This window comes from Bacillus sp. (in: firmicutes) (assembly GCF_031983925.1).
Taxonomy (GTDB): Bacteria; Bacillota; Bacilli; order Bacillales; family Bacillaceae_G; genus Bacillus_A; species Bacillus_A pacificus.
In genome coordinates this window covers 616,084-638,245 of record NZ_DALYZR010000001.1, presented here as the reverse complement: position 1 = coordinate 638,245, position 22,162 = coordinate 616,084, and the positions used below count along the sequence as shown (strand labels likewise).

Sequence of the window (22,162 nt, the reverse complement as noted above, 5' to 3'; positions counted from 1 at the left end):
TCGCTTTTTCCATTTTATCACTTTTTGGTAATACCTGCCTCTTTTTAGAAAATTTTGTACTCAAGTTAAAAAAACACATTTAACGAATACGTAATCTCTCTTTCAATTGTTTTAAATAACGAGATCGAATCAGTAAAAAATATACAACTTGAATTCCTATGAAAATACTTAATACAATCGCATTTTCTTTAAATAGTGAGTACTCAAACATCTGTCCGAGTGCAGTTAACGCTACTGCCCCATGTAATGTTGCAACACCTATTGGAACGAAGAATAAAAGTCCCAATCGAATTGTAACTACTTTCGATAATTCTCCACTTGTTAAGCCTACTTTTCGAATCATTTCAAACAAACGAGTATCATCCTCCAAGTCAGAAAACAAACGGAAATAAAGGAAGCTTCCTGCACATACGAAAAATACAATACCAATAAAGAAACCTACAAATAGAATTGGTCCTGCAATTTGTAAACTTTGGTTTTGTTCGTACTCTTCTGCACTAAACGTTGTATGTTCTTCATAAGGCTTCATCAGATGCGTTAGTTCTTTACCAACCTCAACTTCATCTTTCGTTCCTTCTGTTTTGTACACATAATCTTTTTCCTCTTTAAACCCATCTTGTAATGCATCATATTGATTTTTAGAGATTACATAAACGTTACCTCTTAATATTTTACTTAATGAAGAAGTATTAACTTTTTTCACATGTAAAGGTTCACTCAAATGTGGTAAAGTAATTTCTTTTCTTTCCTTCATCGGTGGTCCTGGTATATCGACTGACAAAAATAAAACTTCTTTTTGGGATACCGCATGAAAGGGTTCTCCTGTTAACTTCGCATATTCCTTATAGTCTGATTCCTTTATAAAGGTGGCGCTTTTTAACGACTGCTCCTCCGTTTTCTTCGTTGAAATATTAGTTTTTGAAGCTGCTATACTATGTTTCTTTAATCCTTCATCAATCATTTTCAAATGCTGTGATTCATTACTATTTCCTTGCTTAGAATGATAGTGAAACGCAATTGGTCTCTCCATAATCGCCTTTGTCATTGATGTAAAGCCAACTAATGTACCTATTGCTGAAAATGCTACAGTTGAAATTATGGTTACAATAAAGAACATTCTTGCATTATCTCTCATACGGTAAGCTAAATCTGACAACGTAATAATATTTGTCTGTGTCCAATAGAAACGTTTACTTTTTTTACATAGTCTAATAATAAAGACACTCAACTGCTTATACAGCAAATACGTACCAATAATGACTACCGTTGTAACAGGAATCATCATGATAAATACCATTGCACCGTGTGACATAAGCGCTCCTGCATATCCCGCACTAAGCAATATGACTGCTAATATAGAAGAAATAATGGATGCTCTCGGTTCCGGCTTCGCTTCTGCTGATCCTCTAAACAATTTCATAATTTTATTCTTCCGGATCATTCCTGCACTAAACAATGAAATAATCATAAATAATACGAAAAACATAATACTCGTTACAACAATGGCTTTCATTGGAATGTAATAAGGCAAGGAAATATCTAACTTTAATATCATGGGAGCTACAAACATTAATACTCCAGAAAATAACATTCCTGCTAGAATTCCAAAAATAATTGCCCCTATCCCAATCATAATATTTTCAAAAAAGATAAGACGCTTTAATTGATATTTCGTCATACCTAACATCATTAAAATTCCTAATTCACGCTTTCTCGTTTTTAAAAACATTCCCATCGAATATAAAATAAAGAAAAATGTAAATAAGTAAATAATGGACTGTGCAAACGACATACTTACGAACACGTATTGTCCCAATTCTCCAGCACTTAACGCCGGATGAAACGCAAAAAATGAATAAACAAAAAAAGCCATAATAGCAAATGCACTACTTAAAAAATATGCTGAGTATGTTCGTCTATTTCGCGTTACATTTCGGTATGCAAGTTCTCTAATGTTCATATTCCTTCTCCGCCCTTCTACTAACTATGTTCTTATATTAGTAAAATGCGGAAATAGCTTCCATCGATTCAAATGACAAAAACCTTACATTATTGAAAGGTTTCAAAAAAATTGCTTAAACGATGCAGTTTCATTATAATGACTACATTCATATTCATACACACATCCTATTGTATATTCGTTAATTTTGCGAAATAATAAAGGATAGAAGTATGTACCAATATACATATAAACTTATTTACCGCTTTAATATGAATAGGAGGAAAACATAATGACATTGCAAGAACAGATTATGAAAGCATTACACGTTCAACCTGTAATTGATCCGAAAGCAGAAATCCGTAAACGTGTTGATTTCTTAAAAGATTATGTAAAAAAAACAGGTGCGAAAGGATTTGTACTTGGAATTAGTGGCGGACAAGACTCTACATTAGCGGGACGTTTAGCCCAGCTTGCAGTTGAAGAAATTCGTAATGAAGGTGGTAACGCAACGTTTATCGCCGTGCGCCTTCCCTATAAAGTGCAAAAAGACGAAGATGATGCGCAATTAGCATTACAATTTATTCAAGCTGATCAATCTGTTGCATTTGATATCGCTTCAACAGTTGATGCTTTCTCAAATCAATACGAAAACTTATTAGGTGAATCATTAACAGATTTCAATAAAGGTAACGTGAAAGCACGTATCCGCATGGTTACACAATATGCAATCGGTGGACAAAACAGCCTTCTTGTTATCGGAACAGATCACGCTGCAGAAGCTGTAACGGGATTCTTTACAAAATTCGGAGATGGTGGTGCAGATTTATTACCATTAACAGGATTAACGAAGCGCCAAGGACGTGCTTTACTACAAGAATTAGGTGCAGACGAGCGACTTTATTTAAAAATGCCAACAGCTGATTTATTGGATGAAAAACCTGGTCAAGCTGATGAAACAGAGTTAGGTATTACATACGATCAACTTGATGACTATTTAGAAGGTAAAGCAGTTCCAACTGACGTTGCAGAAAAAATTGAAAAACGTTACACAGTGAGCGAACATAAGAGACAAGTTCCAGCATCTATGTTTGATGATTGGTGGAAGTAAGTAAAACATAAAAAAGAAGCTAATCTCATTTAGCTTCTTTTTTATATGTTAACGATATACCCCTACTCTTTTCTCCAATACATCCTGCAAGCAATCTTCATGTTGTTTACAAAATAAAGGCGGCATTTTATCTAACGGGAAAAACTGCAAATCCAATGTTTCATCACCGTCTGTTCTTTTCTCTCCTCCAACAATTGAGCATGAAAAGACTATCACAATTGACTGTGCCTTGTCTCCATTTGGATATGATTGAAAATATTTTGTATACACTCCAATAAGCTCATTTATTTCTACATCATACCCGGTTTCTTCTTTTATTTCTCGAATTGCAGTTTCTGCAGCCGATTCTCCAATTTCCATTGCCCCGCCAGGAAAGCCCCAGGCATTAAAGTCTCCTCTTTTTTGCAGTAATACTTCTCCTTCTTTATTAAATACACAACCACCGGCAAAGTTTAAGAAAACATAATCATGTCCTACTTTTTCACGTAATTCTTTTATATAATTGGCCATTCTCTTTCCCCTTTTCATACTTCTTTTATCACTATTTCTTATCTTTTTCAAGCAATTCAATAATTCGATCTAGCTTCTGGTTCATATTAATCGCGTGGTGTTTCTTTGCAGCACTGCTTTGTAATACTCTTCTAATAAACAAAGTAAATGATATGAAAAACAAAACAATAAGTCCGATTACTAAACAAGTATATATCAATGTAAATATATTACTTTCGAAGAAGTTCATTCAGCATTCACATCCTCTCCTCGTTATTTTATCACATAATTCCCAATATTTTAAAATGATAAACAAATGTAAAAAGAGCACCTTTTTACAGATGCTCTTTTTCATTACTTAATACGTAAATGTAATTGTCGCTAATGAATAATCTGCCATCGCACTATAAGGTGCTACTTGATAAGATACACGCTTTGCACCTTTTGGCCAATTTATTTCATTTAACACTTTCTTTATATCTTGCATTGTTCCATCCATAGACTGCTTATATCGTACTTCTACCTTTTCTGGCTTAGAAGCAAATTGTTGCTGTAATTTCTTCTTAAACTCACTATAATTCTCTGCTCCGTATTGTGTAGACATATATTTTAAATTTGTTTCTTTTAACATTTGTTCATACGCCGCAGTCTTTGAACTACCCGCTTTTATTTTGTTTGTTAATTCATTAAAATAACTTGTAGATGCTGCAGGATATTTACTACGATCCCAGTCGTGATCTTTACTTAATTGCTCATCAGACATATTAAAATATGAATATGTTACGCGCCCAGCTTTATCCGGTACCGGATCATCGAATGTAGTATCAAGGTGGTACCATTTGTTTTCAATGTTCACTAAATTCCATGCGTGAGCTTGTCCATTTCCTGTACCTGTTACAATATGGTTTTGGATACCCGCTTCTTTTAGTAATTCATATGTTAATAACGTATATCCTTGGCAAACGGCAGAACGATTCGCTAACGCTTCATATGCTGTATATGCTCCATAAGACGTATCATACGATACATGTTTTACAACGTAATCATGAATAGCTTTCACTTTCTCATGCTCATCCATTCCTGGTTTTACAATCGAGCCTATAATCGCTTTCGCCTGGGATTTTACATATTGTGTTTGCTCTTTTGATTCACGGTACTTAACTTGCAGTGTAAACGTATAGTTTCCTGGTAACCCTTTAATAGAATATTTAGTAGACGCTACATTATATTTTACATACTCATCTGCATCTACAACTTTATTAAACTCGCCGTACAATTGGTCCATCACATTTCTAGCATTTCTATCTTTCGTTTTATATGTGATTGTAATATTTTCTTCTCGATTATCAACCTGTTTTTTTAATTCTTTTCTAAAATCATTTAACAACTTTGCATCTGATTGTGATGTCGCTACAGTTGAATTCGTAGCTGCATAAGATACAGATGAAGCCTGTAAGCCTCCCATTACTATCGTTGAACAAAGTGCGGCAGCTGTCACATACTTACTTGTCTTTCCCATCATGTCACTCCTTACATTCTATAACTATACGAAAAAGTATCGTATAGTTTCAGAGTATACAATACTTTTTCGTATAGGTCATATGAGATTATGCATATTTAACATTGTAAAAAGGCTGTTCTTTTTATAAGAACAACCTTCTTCCTTAACAAGTTTGTAATACACAACATGCATTTTCAAAACGTCGATTTTTCAAGTCTTCATTTCCAATGCAGAAATAAAGCATCCCTAAATCTCCCCACATCATATTACAATTTTTAGTATCTGAGTCAATTTGGAATAAAAGCGTCATTTGCTGCGGGTCTATTTCCATATACTGTCCAGTTTCGTACAATACCTCATCTTGTACAGAAAATGGCTCACCAAATATTTGATGGTTATCGTAGTTATCTGGGATTAGCTCTTCAAGTAATTGTAAGAAACGATCTGAATCATTCTCATCTTCAATGAAAAGCTCTGGCAATTTATATGTCAGTTCAAAAGTAGTTGCACACTGGTTATAATCCGTTTGCAATTCATCCGCTCTCCGTAATTGCTCAACAGGAACATCATAATAAAGTACACGTCCCGCTTCGGTTGGATTCACATCTTCTTCAAAGTAATTTTCAACGCTAAAGAAATATAACATCCCTGTCTTAGGAAGATTATGATCTATACCAACATTTTGTAAATCCTTTAAATTAAATTGTGCAATAAACTGTAACGGATTTCCTTTATGCGTTGGATATTCAAATGTAAATGGCAAGTCAGGAACCCCTCCCATTTTCGAACTACCTATCGCTACTGTTTCCTCCTGCTTTGGCACAACTTTTATACAAGGAAATACAGTATTCATAAGTTCCTCTTTTAAATGCGTCAGCCCATATTTATCAATTAATACTTCAATTTGTTTATTCATACATTCTCCTTATATTTACATACTTATTTGTATCATCGCACAAAAATTATACTCCATTCTTTATAAAAACAACAAGCCTCCGAAAAAACGGGCTCTTCCTTCATACGCGAACAAGTTTAAAAAAGCATAGTATACATTGTTCCTACAAACACGATAGTTCATTATTTCTTCCAGTACATTTTCCCCTCGTTCATTTTTATTTTTAATATAAGGAGGAATTCCACATGGGTTACGGATATAGTTGCGGCGGCTACGGTTACGGCGGTTACGGCGGTAGTTGTGGTGGATGTGGTTATGGAGGTTTCGCTTTATTAATCGTTTTATTCATCCTTCTAATCATCATCGGAGCTAGCTGTTGGGGCGGCTTTGTAGGCTGCTAGTAAATTTAAAAACTATTGTAAAAAAGCACGTACAATACGTGCTTTTTTGCCATTTTCAAATTTTTTATGTGAAAGGAAGTATGCTTTATGAAGATTGATGGTGTTTTTGAAGGAGGCGGTGTACGCGGAATTGCGCATGTAGGGGCAATTTGCGCGTTAGCTGAAAAAGGCTATGAATGGGAACGTGTAGCTGGAACATCAGCTGGTTCGATTATCGCTGCGCTCCTAGCAGCAGGATACTCTTGCTCAGAGCTAAAAACGATTATAACAAATATTGATTATAATAAATTTACGAAGAAAACCTTTATTGACAGAATCCCATTTATCGGAAAAGGATTAAGCGCATGGACTACTCTTGGTATTTACTCTAATATTTTTATAGAAGAATGGATTGAAGAATTACTTCGAAAAAAAGGAGTTCATTTATTTACAGATTTACCTGATTTAAATAAGCTTAAAATTATCGCTTCTGATATAAGTAATGGTAAAATGGTTATCTTTCCCGATGATTTACCAAACTACGGATTTTTAAATTATCGCTTCTCTATTGCTAAAGCTGTACGAATGAGTAGTACAATCCCCTTCTTTTTTGAACCGGTGAAATGGAGAACCCCAAAATGGAAGCAGCCTTGTTATATGGTTGATGGAGGAATTTTAAGCAATTATCCAATTTGGATTTTCGACTCCCCTACCTCTCCCCGCTGGCCGACTTTTGGGTTTCATTTCGTAAAAGATGAGATTCAAGCTGACCCAGCCCACTACAACGAGCCGATCTCCATGTTCAAAGGACTTTTTAAAACAATGATGCAAGCCCATGATTTACGTCATTTAGACAAGGAATCAAAAGCAAGAACAATTACAATCCCAACAGGGTCCATTACTAGTACAAACTTTGAGTTAACAATGGAAGAAAAAGAGTGGCTATACAATTCTGGTTATAACGCCGCAAATAAGTTTTTACAATCGTGGAACTTCAGACAATATATTGATAACTATAGAAACGGAAATCAGGATCGAAAATCAAATCGTTATTTCCGTCAACTTGACTCATAATATTATTATCTTTTATACGAGAACACGTAACGCTTTCAAAAAAATAAGCCTAGTAATAATATATTACTAAGCTTATTTACTTTCTGCATCATTATTATACGTTGTTTAAGGATAAGTTAACCCTTCTGCTTCCTCTGCAGTAATAACGGTGTATCGATTTCCCGTTCGTAATCCTAACAATTCTGCTTTTTCAATTGCTTCCTGCTTCGTCTCCGCATAAGCAGCTAAATATTTTTCTCCATTGATAATTTGGCAAATTACATATTGTTTCATTACTTTCTCCTCTTACTTTTTCATTAGTTGTGCAAGTTTTTTTATACCTATTTCAATTTCTTCTAACGTTGCGTATGAATATGATAAACGCAAAAATTGATTTGCACTTCTATCATACAAAGTACCTGGATTTAATAAAACCTTTTCTTTCAAAGCTTTGTCAAATAAGCTACGATTTGAAACGGGGATATTCATATGTAACCAAATATAAAAACCACCTGCTGGTTCATACCAAGTTGCTATATCATGGCAATATTTCTCTAACATTTGTAACATAAAATCTCTGCGTTTTTTCAACTTAGTTCTTACAAACTGTAAATGTTCATCATACAATCCATTTGTAAACCATTCCGCTGCAATTTGCTGGGATATAGAACTCGATCCATAATCTGTTTGCATTTTTATGTCTGCCAATCTTTGAATAACAGGCTCAGACCCAACAATCCATCCAATTCTTAATCCCGGACTAATAACTTTAGACATACTTCCAATATGTAGTACGATTCCATTTTTATCATATGCTTTTAAAGGTTTCGAAATAGGAGCATCAAACCATAAGTCTTGATACACTGCGTCCTCTATAATAGGCAATCCAATCTCATTGCATATCTCCATCACTTCTGTCCGCTTCTTCGTATCCATGCTAAAATTAGTTGGATTATGAAAAGAAGGGATTGTATATAAAATAGAAGCATTAAATTGCTTCTTATATTTCGCAATATATGACACATCTAGCCCACTCTCATCCAATGGCATTCCAATTAAACGTATTCCTGCTGATTGAAAAACATTGAGAGAGTATAAATATGATGGTTTTTCTAATAAAATTGACGCTCCTTTCGGAAGAAGCCCAATAGAAATAAGTTGAAGCGCTTGAATTGCTCCTGAAACAATCAATATAGAGTCAGGAGATACATATATACCCTGTCCTTTTAAATAATCTGCAATCTTCTTCCTTAAAGAAAGATTTCCTTTCGGTTCTTCATAGCCAAGTATCATCTTGGCTCCTAAAAGCTTATTCATAATATCTTTCATCTTTTTTTCAGGTAAAAGACTTGGCGCGAGCTCACCTGTTCCTAAACGAATTACATGCGGATCAAATTCAGCTTGATTTATTTCTTGAATAGCAGGCAGATTCGGATAATGAAGTCCTGTTTCTACATAAGACTGCCAATTAGGCGGGGGTGCGTATGTGGAAGCATTCACATTATTATTTACAACAATTGTTCCTTTCCTGCCATTCCCTTCAATGTACCCCTTTGCAACTAGTTCATCGAAAGCCATTACAATTGTGCTTCGATTCACACCAAATGTATATGCCAATTCTCTTTGTGAAGGTAATTTCGTTCCAACAGTCCATTCTCCATTAACGATTCTTTCTTTTATATACATTTCTATTTGTTTATATAGAGGCGTCGCTAGAGACATATTCGGTTTCCAAACGATTCTTTCCATCATATCACCTTACATTCTTTTTGGTTGGTAACCTCCCCAACCATATGGATGGATACAAATTTTCATTTCTTCTATACAATATACACTATCATAACGAATTAAAATAGGAGGTAATATGATGAGTGAAGCAATTATTCATGGTATCATTCTTGCATTTGGCCTTATCATTCCATTAGGTGTTCAAAATGTTTTCGTCTTTAACCAAGGTGCGAGCCAACCGAATATTTGGAGAGCAGCCCCTGTCGTATTAACTGCCTCTATATGTGATACGTTACTCATATTGATAGCGGTACAAGGTGTTTCCCTTGTACTCCTTACTTTTTCTTGGCTAACTAACTCGTTATATATAATTGGATTTTTCTTTCTCCTATACATGGGCTTTGTTATTTGGAGAAGTAACCCTTCCAACGATGTAAAACAAGAAAAAAGCATGCCCTTAAAAAAGCAAATCCTTTTCGCCGCATCGGTTTCGTTATTAAATCCACATGCAATTTTAGATACAATCGGTGTAATTGGAACCAATTCTATTCAATACATAGGAAATGAAAAATGGGCTTTCACACTTGCAACTATTATCGTTTCTTGGATTTGGTTTATAAGTTTAGCTTTAGCGGGGAAATTTCTAAAAAGGCTAGACTCGACCGGAAAGACAATCGTATTATTAAATAAATTTTCTGGTCTCATCATATGGAGTGTCGCACTTTATATGTTAAAACAAGTTATTTATTCCTAATGAACGAAAGAGAATTGCATGTTACTGAAAACATCATGCAATTCTCTTTCAAATTATGAAGTAGGTTCTGGTTTCTTTTTTACGTTCTTTGCATCTTTTGCTGGTTTAATCCAAATGATTGCTATAGCAGCACCGATCCCAGCGAAAATACTTGTTAAATAAAACACTTCATGGTCAGCACCTTTCATGAAAAAAGAGTATAGAGGTGGTCCAGCTGCTACACCGATAAATCGCATAGAACTATAAAATGACGTAACCGTCCCCCTTTGCTCCTTTTCAATTCCTTGTGTAATGAGAGCATCTAAACATGGGAGTGCCATACCAATTCCTACCCCCATAATAACGAGACAAAGAAGTAGTAAATAAATTCCTTTTATAAATAAAGGAATGATGACTGATGCAGCAGCCATTAAAAAACCAATGTAAATACACTTCTTCATCACATTTTGGTTGTCTCCAATTTTTTTGCCAGCCATATATGAACTAAGTGACAGTACAAGTAACGGGATTGCAAGTACACACCCTTTCCAAATACCATGAATGTCATACTTTGATTCCAGTATAGTTGACAAATAAAAGAGAATTCCGAATAAAATAAGCATAATAATTGCACCTAATGCAAAAATGGCAATTAACCATCTTCCTTTTTCTCGAAACGTAGCAAGAATTGATTTTATAAACTCTTTAAGCGGTGGTACTTTTCCTTCTTGTTTCTTTGCCTTTACTAGAACAAGTAATAAAACAATTGATACTACGCATAAAACTGGAATCGCCCAAAACGGTAGGAACCATACAATGGCAGCAAGAGCAGACCCTAAAATAGGGCTCAACACTTTCCCAAATGTATTGGATGTTTCGATGATTCCTAAACCTGTACTAACTTGTTTTTCATCTTTGTATAAATCACCAACACACGGTATAACAACTGGCATTGCACCAGCAGCACCAATACCTTGAATCGCTCTACCAATCAATATCCAAGTGTAGGGATTATCAACTTTCCAAGATACCCAACCAGTTATCGCTCCTCCTATAGCCGCAATCAGCAAACTCGGAACCATTACCATCTTTCGTCCCCATCTATCTGATAAATAACCAGCAATCGGTATAAGTAGAATGGCTACGATAGAGTAAATTGTAATAATCATGGATACTTGAAATGATGAAATATGTAATTTCTTTTCAATAGTCGGCAGAATTGGGATGAGCATTGAATTCCCTAATGTCATAACAAGTGGAACTGATGCAAGCGCAATTAAACAACAGTTTTCTTTTTTTAACATGTTGGCTTCGAAACCTTTCATCATATATTTCTTACCATATAATAGCCCTGCTGGAACGTAACTTTTCATTCCACCAGGGCTATTACATTTTTACTACTTCCCATTCATAACAAAAGAAATTGGGGAAAATATAGTATTATTCCTATTCTTTGAATCCAGTTCACAATATATCCATACCAATTAATTGAAAAAAAAGAAAGGAAGAATCCTTCCTTTCTCCTATAACCTTCTACAATTAGCGAGTATATCCGCCACCAAGTTGTTGTTCTGCCATCGCTACAAGGCGTTTTGTAATTTCACCGCCTACAGAACCGTTTGCACGTGAAGAAGTATCAGCGCCAAGTTGTACACCAAACTCTTGTGCAATTTCATATTTCATTTGATCTAAAGCCGCTTGTGCTCCATGTGATGCTAATTGATTAGAATTACGATTTCTAGCCATTACCAATCACCTCCTTATTTATATATAAATTGTGTTAAATTTTAATTTAAATACATGGTAATTTTTGGTTATTTGTATTTTAAAAAAAGAGTCTCTACAATGAGAGACTCTTACATCATTTTATACTAAGAAGTTACTACTTCTAAATTTCTATTTGTTAGTACTTTCATTTCTTCTTTTCATATATCTTTCGCATTATGTCCAAACCATTCGAGTGAAACAAAAGAGGTAAACTTTAATTGGTATACCTCTCTCAAACATACACTTTACATAATAATATTATTAATATCTTTCCAACAATACGCTGTCTCTTCCACCTGTAATCTCTCTAAAAATTTTGTATCAATTTTTTCTGGATTAAATTTTTCATAAAACGTTTTAGAAGGGTTATTCGTAACAACCCATACTAAAAGTGATTGCATATCATTTTTTATACATTCAGATAGTAAAGCTTGAAATAACTTTTGTCCTATTTTCATTCCTTGATACTCTTGTAAAAGGTAGATCGCATATAATTCTCCATTACAATTATATGCACCACTTCTTTCAACTCCCCCATCGATGAATCCAACTATTTCTCCATTTAACGTCTCTGCTACAAATCTAAATTGATGATTACATTCTTTTTGAAAAATATTTTCCCATTGTTTTTCCCGTTGCTCATATGTTATATTTTCTAAAATCTCGTTAGGGAATATGCCTTTATATGTCGTTTTCCAACTATCAGCGTGGACCTTTGCTATACCTGGTATATCATCTTTTATCGCTCTTCTAATATGTATTTCCATCATTTCTCCCCCCTTGTTATTCACCATTATATCAATTTATTTCCTAAAAAATCCAAATTAAAAAAGAGTAAATTCACTTCACTCTTTTTTAGCACCATTATCTACTTTCCACTTCAACTGAAACTACTCGATCAATCTCTTTTAGGGAACTATATAACTCCGTCGTATACAAGTCTTCTGGAGCTAAAATAACCATCTCTAATTGCTGAAATGCCCCACTATCTATATCTTTAATCTTCACGCGTTTTACATGCATTCCTAAATTTTTAATCTGCTTAAATATACCATCTAACTCATGATGCTCTTTTACAGTAATTTTAATAGACAAGTCCTTTTGTCTTAATGAATACGGTCCTGCAATTTTCACAAGTTGCGGAAGTACATTAATTGCTAAAATGATTAAAATCATAGCAACCGTCGCTTGCAAATAAAATCCTGCTCCAATCGCAATACCTAAAGCTGAAGCAGCCCACACCATAGAAGCTGTCGTTAATCCCGAAATAACATCATTACTTCTTCTTAAAATAACACCTGCTCCAAGAAAACCAATCCCGCTCACAATTTGAGCAGCTAAACGCATTGGATCCATATTGGTATGCCCTGGAACAGAATATACATGTACAGATTCAATTGAAACCATCGTAATTAAACAACTTGCTACAGAAATAACCATACTTGTTTTCACGCCAAGCGGTTTATTCTTTAGCTGCCTATCTATCCCGATGAATAATCCTAAAAAGAGTGCTAAACCTAATTTGAGTAAAAATTCATATGACATATTTCTAGTCTCCTTACTTAACAATGTTTCCCTTAGAATAATTCACTATAACTCTTTTATGATATCAATTCCAGTCTTTTCTATTCATTTAACGTAAAAAACCGAAAAAACATTTGTGACGATGTTTCCCCGGCTTTTTATTACGTTTAAGATTCTTCTTTATTTCTGATCTTTAATCTTAATCTCTGCATCTTTGTAGAATGCTAATTTACTGTCATTATACTCTTTTGTAAAATTGTTAAATTGCTCTTTTGATTTTTGTGCTTCCACAGTTAATTCATTAACAGCTTTAACTTTTTCACCAATCTCTTTTAATTTCGTTTCTTTTACTTTTAATTTTTCATACAGTTCTTTTTCAGTCGCCAACGCCTTCGTATAATTTTCATTCATCTTTTGGAATGCATCATAACGGTTTTTATACGACTCTTCTACTGCTTTCGCTTGTTTTTGTAACTTTTTATCTTCAAGCTTCTCTATATTTCCTTGAACAGATTTTGTTTCTTTCTGAGCTTTTTCTAGCATTTCTTTCTCATTTTTCAATGCTTTTTCACGATCATCTACATTTGCAGTAGCTTGCTCTATTTTCTTCATAACAGCGTCATTATGATCTTTACCTTCTTGTAAAATTTGAGAATATAGTTCTTGGCCTTCCTTCTCTAACTTCTCTAATTTTTTCGCTTCATCAACTAATGATTTTTCTTGCTTCGCCGCTGTTTCAAAAGCTGTATATAAGTTTTCTTCTGGTTTTTCACCGAAACAACCTGTTAATAGTCCTACTGATAGTGCTCCAACTACTGCTACTTTTCCATACTTCAACGTTCATTCCTCCATTACATACGGTTATCATGCCAGAAATTCACTGGGAAGTGACTCTCTTCATGATAAGCTTCAAACTCATAACCCTTTTCTTTTAACCCTTTTAAAATTGCTGGCACAGCAGCAACTGATTGTGGATGAATGTCATGCATTAAAATGACTTCTTGTGGTTTTGTTGCATTTGTTAATACATTTTGAGCAATTTGTGCTGCAGCTGCATCAACTTGCATTTTGTTATATTTCCAGTCTAATGAATCAATTGTCCAATCCCACACTTTAAAGCCGCCTTCTACCACTTTATTTCGAAGACTTTCATTTAATCCAGGCATTGAACCGTATGGTGGACGTGTTAATTTAGGTGATTTCCCAATAATATTAGCGATTAAACTTTGATCTTCTTTCATCTCATTTACATACTCGCCATTTTTATATAACTTTGCAAAATTATGCGTCATACTATGCATTCCTACATAATGACCCTCTGAATTTTCACGTTTCACTAAATCTGGAAACTCTTTTACATTCGCTCCAATTAAAAAGAATGTCGCCTTCGCATCATGTTGTTTTAACGTATTTAATAATTCAGCCGTATATTTCCCTGGGCCATCATCAAATGTAAGATAAGCAACTTTTCTTTCCTTGCCATTAAAACGACTTGGTGCCGTTTTATTCATTTCTACTTTTGGTTGTTCACTTGCGAGTTGTACTACATTTTCTTGTTTTGCAACAGCCTTTGCTGGTGAAGTAATGGATTGAAACATGAAATACCCAATAGCTACTGCTGCAATCGCTATTAAAACGAATACTACTCGTTTAATTTTAAAAGCTTTTTCCATTCTATCGAATTCCTCTCCCTATTAATCTTATATATAAATCACCCAATGTAATTATACATCTATTTATTTTATTACACTATATAAAACAAACTGTATATGTATTATAATGGGAGTTTTATCAAAATGGTCGTTCCTATTCCTTCTTTACTTATAATATTTATTGTACCTCCATGAAGCTCCACCATCTTTTTAACGATAGCTAAACCAAGACCCGCACCTGTAGCATGATTATTAATCTGGTAAAATGACTGTTCTATATATGGTAAGTGCTCTTTAGCAATTCCAATCCCTTCGTCCTTCACCTTTATCACTGCTTGTCCTTCATTTTTAGTCGCTTCAATATATACTTTACCATTTTTATGTGAATATTTAATGGCATTTTGAACAATATTCAAGAAAATTTGCTTTAGCCTATTTCGATCTCCTATCAATTCAATTCGTTCTATAGTTTTGATGAATTGCATTTGCTTCTCTTCAGCATTAGGAGTTAATTGCCAAATCGTCTCCTCTAGTATATCGTATAATTGCACCTTTTGTTTATATAAATTGAAATGATTTGATTGTAATCTTGAAAAATCTAGCAATTCTTCTACTAAATGAATCAATCGGTCTGTCTCACCTGATATAATTCCCATGCCTTGCTTTATCTCTTCTTCCGTTAAATGATCTACCGTTTTTAACGTCTCACTCCAACCTTTAATTCCAGTTAAAGGCGTTCGTATTTCATGAGAAATCGAAGCAATGAATTCATTTTTCATCTGTTCCGCTTTTTCTATTTTATTAGACATATGATTTAAACTATGTGCCAATTCACCTAATTCACCAGGATAATCCTCTTTAATTTTCTTCTTTAATGTACCTTCTGCTATTTGTGAAGAAGCATGAATAATAGATTCGATAGGTCTAACAAACGAATTTGCTAATCGTCTACTGATTAAGAAGACAATTCCTGAAATAACAATGCCTACAGAAATAGTAAACATAATGATTTCGATAATCTTTGCATTTACATTCGTTAAAACAGTCGTATATTTCAAAACACCTATCGTTTGTCCTTGATGAATAAGCGGACTAATCACTTCTAATTGTTTCACATTATCTTTCGTAGTAGCCACTTGATGATACATTTCTCCTTCTAGTAGCGAATACGGAATAACTATTTTACCTTTTACCTTTTGTCCACTTGAAGACTGTATAATCGTACCATGTCGATCAATTAATTGTAATTCTGTTCCTTCTAACTGAAAGCTCTCAATTATATCACCACTGTATTCTTGCAAACGAATAAAGTATAGGGAATTGTATTCAGAGAAAAATCGTGTACTTGTCTTCGCATGAGATTCTATATATTGCACAATACCATTATAATAATAACGATAAATGGAGACTGAAAATACGACTTCAAATAATACAAGCATAAGTATAATGACCGTCATAAAATATAAAGTCACTTTTCTTTTCATCTTATACTTTCCTTCCACACATATCCTTTTCCCCACACAGTAAGAATAAATTCAGGTTCTGACGGATTACATTCTAGCTTTTGACGTAACCGCCTCATATTTACATCTACTACTTTCGTCTCACCTACATAATTCGTTCCCCAAATCATATTTAAAATTTCATCACGTGAAACCGGCTTTGCAGCCTGATTCATTAAATAATGTAATATCATATACTCTGTAGGGGTTAAATCAACTAATTGTCCATTTTTATATAATCTTTCTTCTATAACATTTAACGAAAACGGACCAGATGTGATCATATCTGCTTTTTCATCATGTACTTCTATTCTTCTTAATAACGATTGTATACGTGCAGTTAATTCCACTGGACTAAACGGCTTTGCGATATAATCATCTGCACCAATTCCTAATCCTTGTACCTTATCTTCATCTTGCACACGTGCGGTTAACATAATAATACCGATTTTTTTATTTTCTTCCCGGATCGCTTTACAAACTTGAAAACCATCAATTCCTGGTAACATTACATCAAGCAATGCTACATCAACAGTATGTTCACATAAAATCTGTAACGCCTCTTCTCCCGTGCTAGCTTCTAACACATAAAATCCAGCACGTTTCAAATTTAATACGATAAAACTACGAATAGGTATTTCATCTTCTAAAACTAAAATTGTTGGCATAATTCCCACCTCCCTACTCTTGTTGATAATCCGCTAGCGGTTTTACATATTCTTTCACCTTTTCAAAATGTGGTTGTTTCGGTACAGCATATACGTGAGAAGCCGTTTTCACTGCTGCCTCATATCCTTTTATTTTGAACCATTCTTTCCGCTTAAATATATGGACCTCAAGCCATAGTTCATTTGTCGTAGTATCTATAAATTTTTGTACATCTGATGCTCCTTGCTGAACTGGAACAGTTATTTTTCCAATTAACGCTTGCGGGATTTTGACAAAATAACCTTTCTCTATATTTACATATCTTTCTTCTATCGGCTTAATTCCATCTTCACTCCACTGAAGATAACGTTCAAACATCGTACTCTCTCCGTACGATACCTCTTCCCAACCTTTTGGACGCACTGTACGAACAAATTCAATAATGCCATCTTCATTTATATCTTTGCTTTCGACTACATAATCACTGAATAAGTCTTCTTTTCCATCTATATGTAGTGGCTTATAATGACCCTTATCAAATTTTGCTACATACGTTATCCCTGAATGAGCGCCAACACCTGCATCAATTACAACTGCCTTTAGTGATTTAGAAATGCGGCCTATTTGTATTCTTTGAATGCTATTTATAAACGGATCGAATGACGTTTCAGATAAAGTCTTGAATTGTTCCATGAACTCAACTGTCAATTTCTCATCCTTTTCATACGTAACTAGGCTTATATCTTTCAGTCCATTTTTATTTAAATCCTCTATGAATAACTTTGTATAACTTCGATTATATATTTCCTTCATATCTTCATTTTCTTCCGAAAAAACATACATAACATGTTCTAACGATTCACGATTGACAGAAATTCCAATTAATAGCTCCCGCTTCCCGTTCCCTGTAAAATCACCAACTTCAACGATATCTACATCTCCACCATCAAACCTATGCGTGGACTTTACTTTCCAGCCATTTCCGAATTCTTCATATACAGCTAAATATACGTTATAATCTTCATTCGGCAATTTATAAAATAAGATGGCTTCTTTCTTATTATCTTGTTTAAAATCCATTGACCAAATCATCTGTTTATCTTTATTAGACATTGGAGTAAGCAATCGATAATTTACAGGCAAATCTTTATCTATTTGCTCTTTTAGTTCATTAATCCATTTTTCATTGGCAGGAGCACCCATTAAACTTGTTGGAGCTTCAGACATTTTACATCCAGTTAACATAAAAATGATTCCCATAATGCCTATCCATTTCTGCATATGATATCTTTCCTTATTACAAATTTTAATTATTTCCCTTTACTTTTTGCTTCTCCAATATTCTCATACATATGAGTATAATTTTTCTAAAATAAAAAATCGTTACAGAAAAGTTACAAATCCATTCCGATAAAAAAAGATTGGCAAAGGCCAATCTTTTTTTATTATTCATTTCGAACTGGCTTTGGTGCTACACCTAAATGTTCATTTAATTTTTTCGAAATATCTTTTACATTTTTTTCATTTGGAATGTAATAATAAATACCTCCGATACGTTTATCCGTACCTTCCACTTGCATTTTTTCCATTTCCAAATTAGATCCTGCCATATTTTTCGTAATAGCAAGCATATCATCGAAAGTTAAGTTCGTTTTCATATTTTTATCAACCGCATCAAGTAAAGAGCCCATTTTGCTGATAGATTGAACAGACATCGCTTTTTTAGCAATTGCTTCAATTACAAGTTGTTGTCTTTGACCACGCATTGCATCACTGTCAATTTTACGCGTTCTTGCAAGCGCAAGTGCTTGTTCTCCATTTAAATGTTGATACCCTTTTTCTAAATGGATCATACCAGCTTGGTCTTTACTATCTTGTTCTGTGAAAGTAACTGGTACATCAATATCAATACCACCAAGTGAATCGACAATTTGTACAAATGATTCAAAATTAAACTTCACATAATAATCAACAGGAACATTTAAAAATCTTTCCACTGTATCGCGTGTACTTTCAACACCACCAAATACGTGTGCATGTGTAATTTTATCTAATTTCTTTCTAGATGGAATATATACACGTGAATCACGCGGAATACTTACTAATTTAACTGATTTATCATCTTTATTAATTGTTGCTAATAAGAGTGCATCTGTACGAACAGCTTCTCCGTATTGACTTTTTCTCATTTCACTACCATCAACACCCATGATTAGAATTGAAATGTTATCCTTTAAAGGTTCAACTTCTTTATCACGCTTCGATGATTTATCAATTTGTGCATATGCATCACTTACTACTGCTTTTGCTTTATTATATATTAACGATCCATATCCTACTCCACCAAAAATAAGTAGGAAAAACGGAATTAAAATGAACCATTTTATTGACTTTCTTTTAGAACGTTTTTTACTGCTTCTCGTATTTTGTTCTAATTCAGAGCTCATATCCATTCGCCTCTCTTTCTCTTTCCCAATTATAATGCAAGTCTATTAACCTTCATATTGAATTTCCTTTCAATTACCTTACAATTTTGTAATGTTACTGCGCAAATTCAATATGTACTCCATTTCACATTATACTCTCGTGCTTATTTTTGGCAAGTCACTATTTTTCAACTTCAAATATTTAACATTTCGCATTTCGCATTTTCCAAAATTACCGATTTATAAATTCATTCATTTCGAATCGTTCAATTCCCCCATAAAGTGAAACTTTAATCAGTGGGGGTTTTCTTCATCCCCCACTGATTATTAGCCCTCACCAATCGGACTTTAATGGGCAGCAAGAATAAAGAACAAAATTAGTAATACAATCCGTATGAATATAGTAATGTACATTTCATATTATTTTTTCTCCAACGGTGTATACATTGTTTTCTTCCCATGATTATTAATGAAAGCTGATTTTGCTTTTATTTTCGTCCTTTGTATTTCTATCTCTTCATTTGAGAAATTCACAATAATTTTAATATTTTTTCCATACGAAGCTAATTGTACTAACTTATCTTCTGACAAATATGCAAAGTCCGTCATTTCTTCTTTTACTGCCTTTTCATGAACTTCATTCCAAACTTTCAGGTGCTGCGTAATTTCTTGTTTATGCTTATTCCACTCTACTTCATCTAAATGGTACAACGGAGGAACGTTATACAATAATTCGTATAGCATACGGTTTCCGACCTCATCTTTTACTTTCAAACTTCCCCATTCCCAGTGATGCGTTGTAATTACAGAATCATTGTATACTAATTTATATAACGGTACTGAATATACAGGATTTAAATACACTTGTTTATACTCTTCTTTTAACGGTACTTGTTTTGCATATTTTTCTGGAACATTTTGATTCGGTGACCAATATCCGCCTACATAATACGGACTTGTTTTGTTTTTCCTCATATCTTCATCGTCCCATTTAATTACAGGTGTTTCAATACCATGAGCAAATGCAATCGTGCTACTTGCAAAATCATTTCCACCCTCAGAACCCACTACCATACCTTTTTCTTGTGAAATATAATCCATTCGTTGCAGTCTTGCTTTTAAATCTTGTTCTTGTGTCGTTATATGTTTAGCCGAATAGTCATCATAAATTTCACCTGTTGCATCACAATCAATAAACCATGAATTATATTTAGGTCCATTTTGTAATATATCGTTCATTCGTTCTTTTACACTAGGAAGAGATAAAGTTGGATTTAATTTTCGCCCTCTACCTAAAAACCCTTGCACCTTTTCTCCATTTTTCTTCGTTACAGTAGCCTCTTCGTATAATGATGGGTCATTAAAGGATGCTGTGTTCCAATTTTTATCACTTTTTTCGTGAATGGAATGATATGAGTCATACGGACCAACTAAATACCCCATTTCCTTAGCTTTTGTCACGAAATTAGGTTGCATAAATCCTTGTTCCCAGTTCGGCAGACCAATCCACGCTTTTTCTATTCCTGCCTCTTTCATTTCCTTTAGTATGTCCGTTCCATCTGCATTACCCCATTTACTTACCTCATCAACCGCATCACCAAGTAGCGACTTTAATAAATGCTTATTTAAGCTATACAATTCTGTATTCGTTAAGTGACCTACACCTTTCTTTAATAGCACACTAGCTTCCTGATTAACGTTTTGAAAAATATCCTCTTTATAAAATTCTTTCATAGATAACACTTCGTTTATATAACGTAAAATAACATTTTTTTGATACTTATCAATGAAATCTTGTTTACTTACTTGATCTAATACATTCAATTCCCCAGACTCCGAACTATTCTTTTGGATAAGTTCTTTTATATGGCTAAATACAGGACTATTTATTTGCTCTCTTATCTTCGGCCAATTTACATTACTGTCAGACAAACCATTTTGATTCCAAAAATAGAAATGAGCCGCACCGTAAAGCTTTTCTATCTCTTTATTTTTTCTAGCCTTTTCTTTTAATGTTTTAAATTCACCTTTTCCAGCAATATTATCCTTATACAGTTTAGCAATACTGACTGCATCATTATTTGTCACATATAATTGAAATCCATATGTTTTACTTTTATTTATACGCGGAAATTCATGTGTAAAATCAAATCCTATTTTCGGATCCGAATGAAATTTCAATTCATTATTAAACATATTGTTCGCAATATATACAATCGAATATTTAGAACCATTTAACGCAAAAAACTTCATAGAAAATGATTCAGCAAATGAATATGCATCATCCTTTAAAAACTTCTTCCAATTTTCATCATTACTCGGAATTTGCTTCCCTTCCCATAACGGAAGTGTATAATTTTCAGCTTGTACTTTCGGCCAAGTAAAGCTTTCTGCACCAGTCGATTCTACTTCAATATTTAAGTGATCTTTTTTCTTCTCTAGACTCACTTTTACTTTTTGATCTGGATATTCCCAAGATGTACGATCCTTATCTTTTTTTACATTCGACACCTTCATTTTCGGCAAGGGCTGTGACGCCTGTTCCTTTACACCATCATGTTCTACAGTTAACGTGAAAGTCTCTGGATTGACATCATAAGTAAATTCTTTATACGTTGCTTTCTTTATTTTAGACTCTTGAACAGTATTGCTATCTTTTACATCACACCCGACTAAAGTCGAAAATGACATCGTTGTAAGAAGACATATCGCTATCATTTTTTTCATCTTCTGCACCTCCACCACCGAATATACAGGGGCTTTGTTACAGGAATGTGGCAAAAAAATAGAACTAGCATAAACTAGCTCTATTTG

General features: G+C 33.9%; 22 protein-coding genes. 4 read left to right on the top strand and 18 right to left on the bottom strand.

Features of this window, described 5'->3' with window-relative positions:
• Window positions 1-79 precede the first annotated feature (79 nt).
• The gene (locus tag RTP99_RS03360) at window positions 80-1,960 is read right to left on the bottom strand and encodes an FtsX-like permease family protein (protein WP_046646899.1); all 1,881 of its coding nucleotides are present in this window, start codon (window positions 1,958-1,960) and stop codon (window positions 80-82) included.
• Between the two features lie 271 nt (window positions 1,961-2,231).
• On the opposite strand from RTP99_RS03360, the gene nadE reads away from it, so the two are divergent.
• The gene (gene nadE / locus RTP99_RS03355) at window positions 2,232-3,050 is read left to right on the top strand and encodes an ammonia-dependent NAD(+) synthetase (RefSeq protein WP_000174882.1); all 819 of its coding nucleotides are present in this window, start codon (window positions 2,232-2,234) and stop codon (window positions 3,048-3,050) included.
• A gap of 48 nt (window positions 3,051-3,098) precedes the next feature.
• Here the strand turns inward: nadE and RTP99_RS03350 are convergent, their stop codons facing one another.
• From RTP99_RS03350 to RTP99_RS03335, 4 genes are all read right to left on the bottom strand, one after another.
• The gene (locus RTP99_RS03350) at window positions 3,099-3,560 is read right to left on the bottom strand and encodes an NUDIX hydrolase (RefSeq protein WP_014893814.1); all 462 of its coding nucleotides are present in this window, start codon (window positions 3,558-3,560) and stop codon (window positions 3,099-3,101) included.
• Between the two features lie 31 nt (window positions 3,561-3,591).
• Window positions 3,592-3,789 carry a DUF4083 domain-containing protein gene (locus RTP99_RS03345; RefSeq protein WP_014893815.1) on the bottom strand — a complete coding sequence of 66 codons (198 nt, stop codon included), beginning with the start codon at window positions 3,787-3,789 and terminating at the stop codon, window positions 3,592-3,594.
• 108 nt (window positions 3,790-3,897) lie between these two features.
• Window positions 3,898-5,058 carry a transglutaminase domain-containing protein gene (locus tag RTP99_RS03340; protein ID WP_000520871.1) on the bottom strand — a complete coding sequence of 387 codons (1,161 nt, stop codon included), beginning with the start codon at window positions 5,056-5,058 and terminating at the stop codon, window positions 3,898-3,900.
• Window positions 5,059-5,203: 145 nt separating this feature from the next.
• Window positions 5,204-5,956: a YwqG family protein gene (locus RTP99_RS03335; RefSeq protein ID WP_001041264.1), complete on the bottom strand. Its 753-nt coding sequence runs from the start codon at window positions 5,954-5,956 to the stop codon at window positions 5,204-5,206.
• 224 nt (window positions 5,957-6,180) lie between these two features.
• Between RTP99_RS03335 and RTP99_RS03330 the strand changes: the two genes are divergently transcribed.
• Both RTP99_RS03330 and RTP99_RS03325 read left to right on the top strand, forming a co-directional pair.
• Window positions 6,181-6,336 (top strand): YjcZ family sporulation protein, encoded by a 156-nt coding sequence (locus tag RTP99_RS03330; RefSeq protein ID WP_000540426.1) that lies wholly within the window; start codon window positions 6,181-6,183, stop codon window positions 6,334-6,336.
• An 87-nt stretch (window positions 6,337-6,423) separates the two neighbouring features.
• On the top strand, window positions 6,424-7,389 hold the full coding sequence (locus tag RTP99_RS03325) for a patatin-like phospholipase family protein (protein ID WP_000686819.1): 966 nt from the start codon (window positions 6,424-6,426) through the stop codon (window positions 7,387-7,389).
• A 105-nt stretch (window positions 7,390-7,494) separates the two neighbouring features.
• Here the strand turns inward: RTP99_RS03325 and RTP99_RS03320 are convergent, their stop codons facing one another.
• A complete protein-coding gene (locus RTP99_RS03320; RefSeq protein WP_000816383.1) occupies window positions 7,495-7,662 on the bottom strand; it encodes a DUF3933 family protein in 168 nt (55 codons plus the stop codon).
• 12 nt (window positions 7,663-7,674) lie between these two features.
• Complete coding sequence (locus RTP99_RS03315) at window positions 7,675-9,120, bottom strand: aminotransferase-like domain-containing protein (protein WP_116733349.1); 1,446 nt, start codon at window positions 9,118-9,120, stop codon at window positions 7,675-7,677.
• A 115-nt stretch (window positions 9,121-9,235) separates the two neighbouring features.
• Here RTP99_RS03315 and RTP99_RS03310 point away from each other — a divergent pair, with 115 nt between their 5' ends.
• Window positions 9,236-9,850 carry a LysE/ArgO family amino acid transporter gene (locus RTP99_RS03310; RefSeq protein WP_001287294.1) on the top strand — a complete coding sequence of 205 codons (615 nt, stop codon included), beginning with the start codon at window positions 9,236-9,238 and terminating at the stop codon, window positions 9,848-9,850.
• Window positions 9,851-9,903: 53 nt separating this feature from the next.
• On the opposite strand, the gene bcbE is transcribed toward RTP99_RS03310, so the two are convergent.
• The 11 genes from bcbE to RTP99_RS03255 all read right to left on the bottom strand — a co-directional run bounded on the left by bcbE (window position 9,904) and on the right by RTP99_RS03255 (window position 22,075).
• Window positions 9,904-11,133, bottom strand: coding sequence for a bacillibactin exporter BcbE (gene bcbE, locus RTP99_RS03305; RefSeq protein WP_046646900.1), 1,230 nt, complete (start codon window positions 11,131-11,133; stop codon window positions 9,904-9,906).
• A 235-nt stretch (window positions 11,134-11,368) separates the two neighbouring features.
• Window positions 11,369-11,575: an alpha/beta-type small acid-soluble spore protein gene (locus RTP99_RS03300; RefSeq protein ID WP_000113545.1), complete on the bottom strand. Its 207-nt coding sequence runs from the start codon at window positions 11,573-11,575 to the stop codon at window positions 11,369-11,371.
• Window positions 11,576-11,841: 266 nt separating this feature from the next.
• The gene (locus RTP99_RS03295) at window positions 11,842-12,366 is read right to left on the bottom strand and encodes a GNAT family N-acetyltransferase (RefSeq protein WP_046646897.1); all 525 of its coding nucleotides are present in this window, start codon (window positions 12,364-12,366) and stop codon (window positions 11,842-11,844) included.
• A gap of 94 nt (window positions 12,367-12,460) precedes the next feature.
• Window positions 12,461-13,141 carry an MgtC/SapB family protein gene (locus tag RTP99_RS03290; protein WP_000119508.1) on the bottom strand — a complete coding sequence of 227 codons (681 nt, stop codon included), beginning with the start codon at window positions 13,139-13,141 and terminating at the stop codon, window positions 12,461-12,463.
• A gap of 159 nt (window positions 13,142-13,300) precedes the next feature.
• Window positions 13,301-13,957 (bottom strand): YkyA family protein, encoded by a 657-nt coding sequence (locus RTP99_RS03285; RefSeq protein WP_000873548.1) that lies wholly within the window; start codon window positions 13,955-13,957, stop codon window positions 13,301-13,303.
• Between the two features lie 14 nt (window positions 13,958-13,971).
• A complete protein-coding gene (locus RTP99_RS03280) occupies window positions 13,972-14,793 on the bottom strand; it encodes a peptidoglycan-N-acetylglucosamine deacetylase (RefSeq protein ID WP_000409389.1) in 822 nt (273 codons plus the stop codon).
• Window positions 14,794-14,894: 101 nt separating this feature from the next.
• Window positions 14,895-16,256, bottom strand: coding sequence for a sensor histidine kinase (locus tag RTP99_RS03275; RefSeq protein WP_000824510.1), 1,362 nt, complete (start codon window positions 16,254-16,256; stop codon window positions 14,895-14,897).
• Window positions 16,253-16,942: a response regulator transcription factor gene (locus RTP99_RS03270; protein ID WP_046646896.1), complete on the bottom strand. Its 690-nt coding sequence runs from the start codon at window positions 16,940-16,942 to the stop codon at window positions 16,253-16,255. Before RTP99_RS03270 ends, RTP99_RS03275 begins: the two co-directional genes overlap by 4 nt.
• A 13-nt stretch (window positions 16,943-16,955) precedes the next feature.
• Window positions 16,956-18,203, bottom strand: coding sequence for a hypothetical protein (locus RTP99_RS03265; RefSeq protein ID WP_001174820.1), 1,248 nt, complete (start codon window positions 18,201-18,203; stop codon window positions 16,956-16,958).
• Window positions 18,204-18,367: 164 nt separating this feature from the next.
• The gene (locus RTP99_RS03260; RefSeq protein WP_011040234.1) at window positions 18,368-19,369 is read right to left on the bottom strand and encodes an LCP family protein; all 1,002 of its coding nucleotides are present in this window, start codon (window positions 19,367-19,369) and stop codon (window positions 18,368-18,370) included.
• Between the two features lie 399 nt (window positions 19,370-19,768).
• Window positions 19,769-22,075: a glycoside hydrolase gene (locus RTP99_RS03255; RefSeq protein WP_000738133.1), complete on the bottom strand. Its 2,307-nt coding sequence runs from the start codon at window positions 22,073-22,075 to the stop codon at window positions 19,769-19,771.
• Window positions 22,076-22,162: the final 87 nt, after the last annotated feature.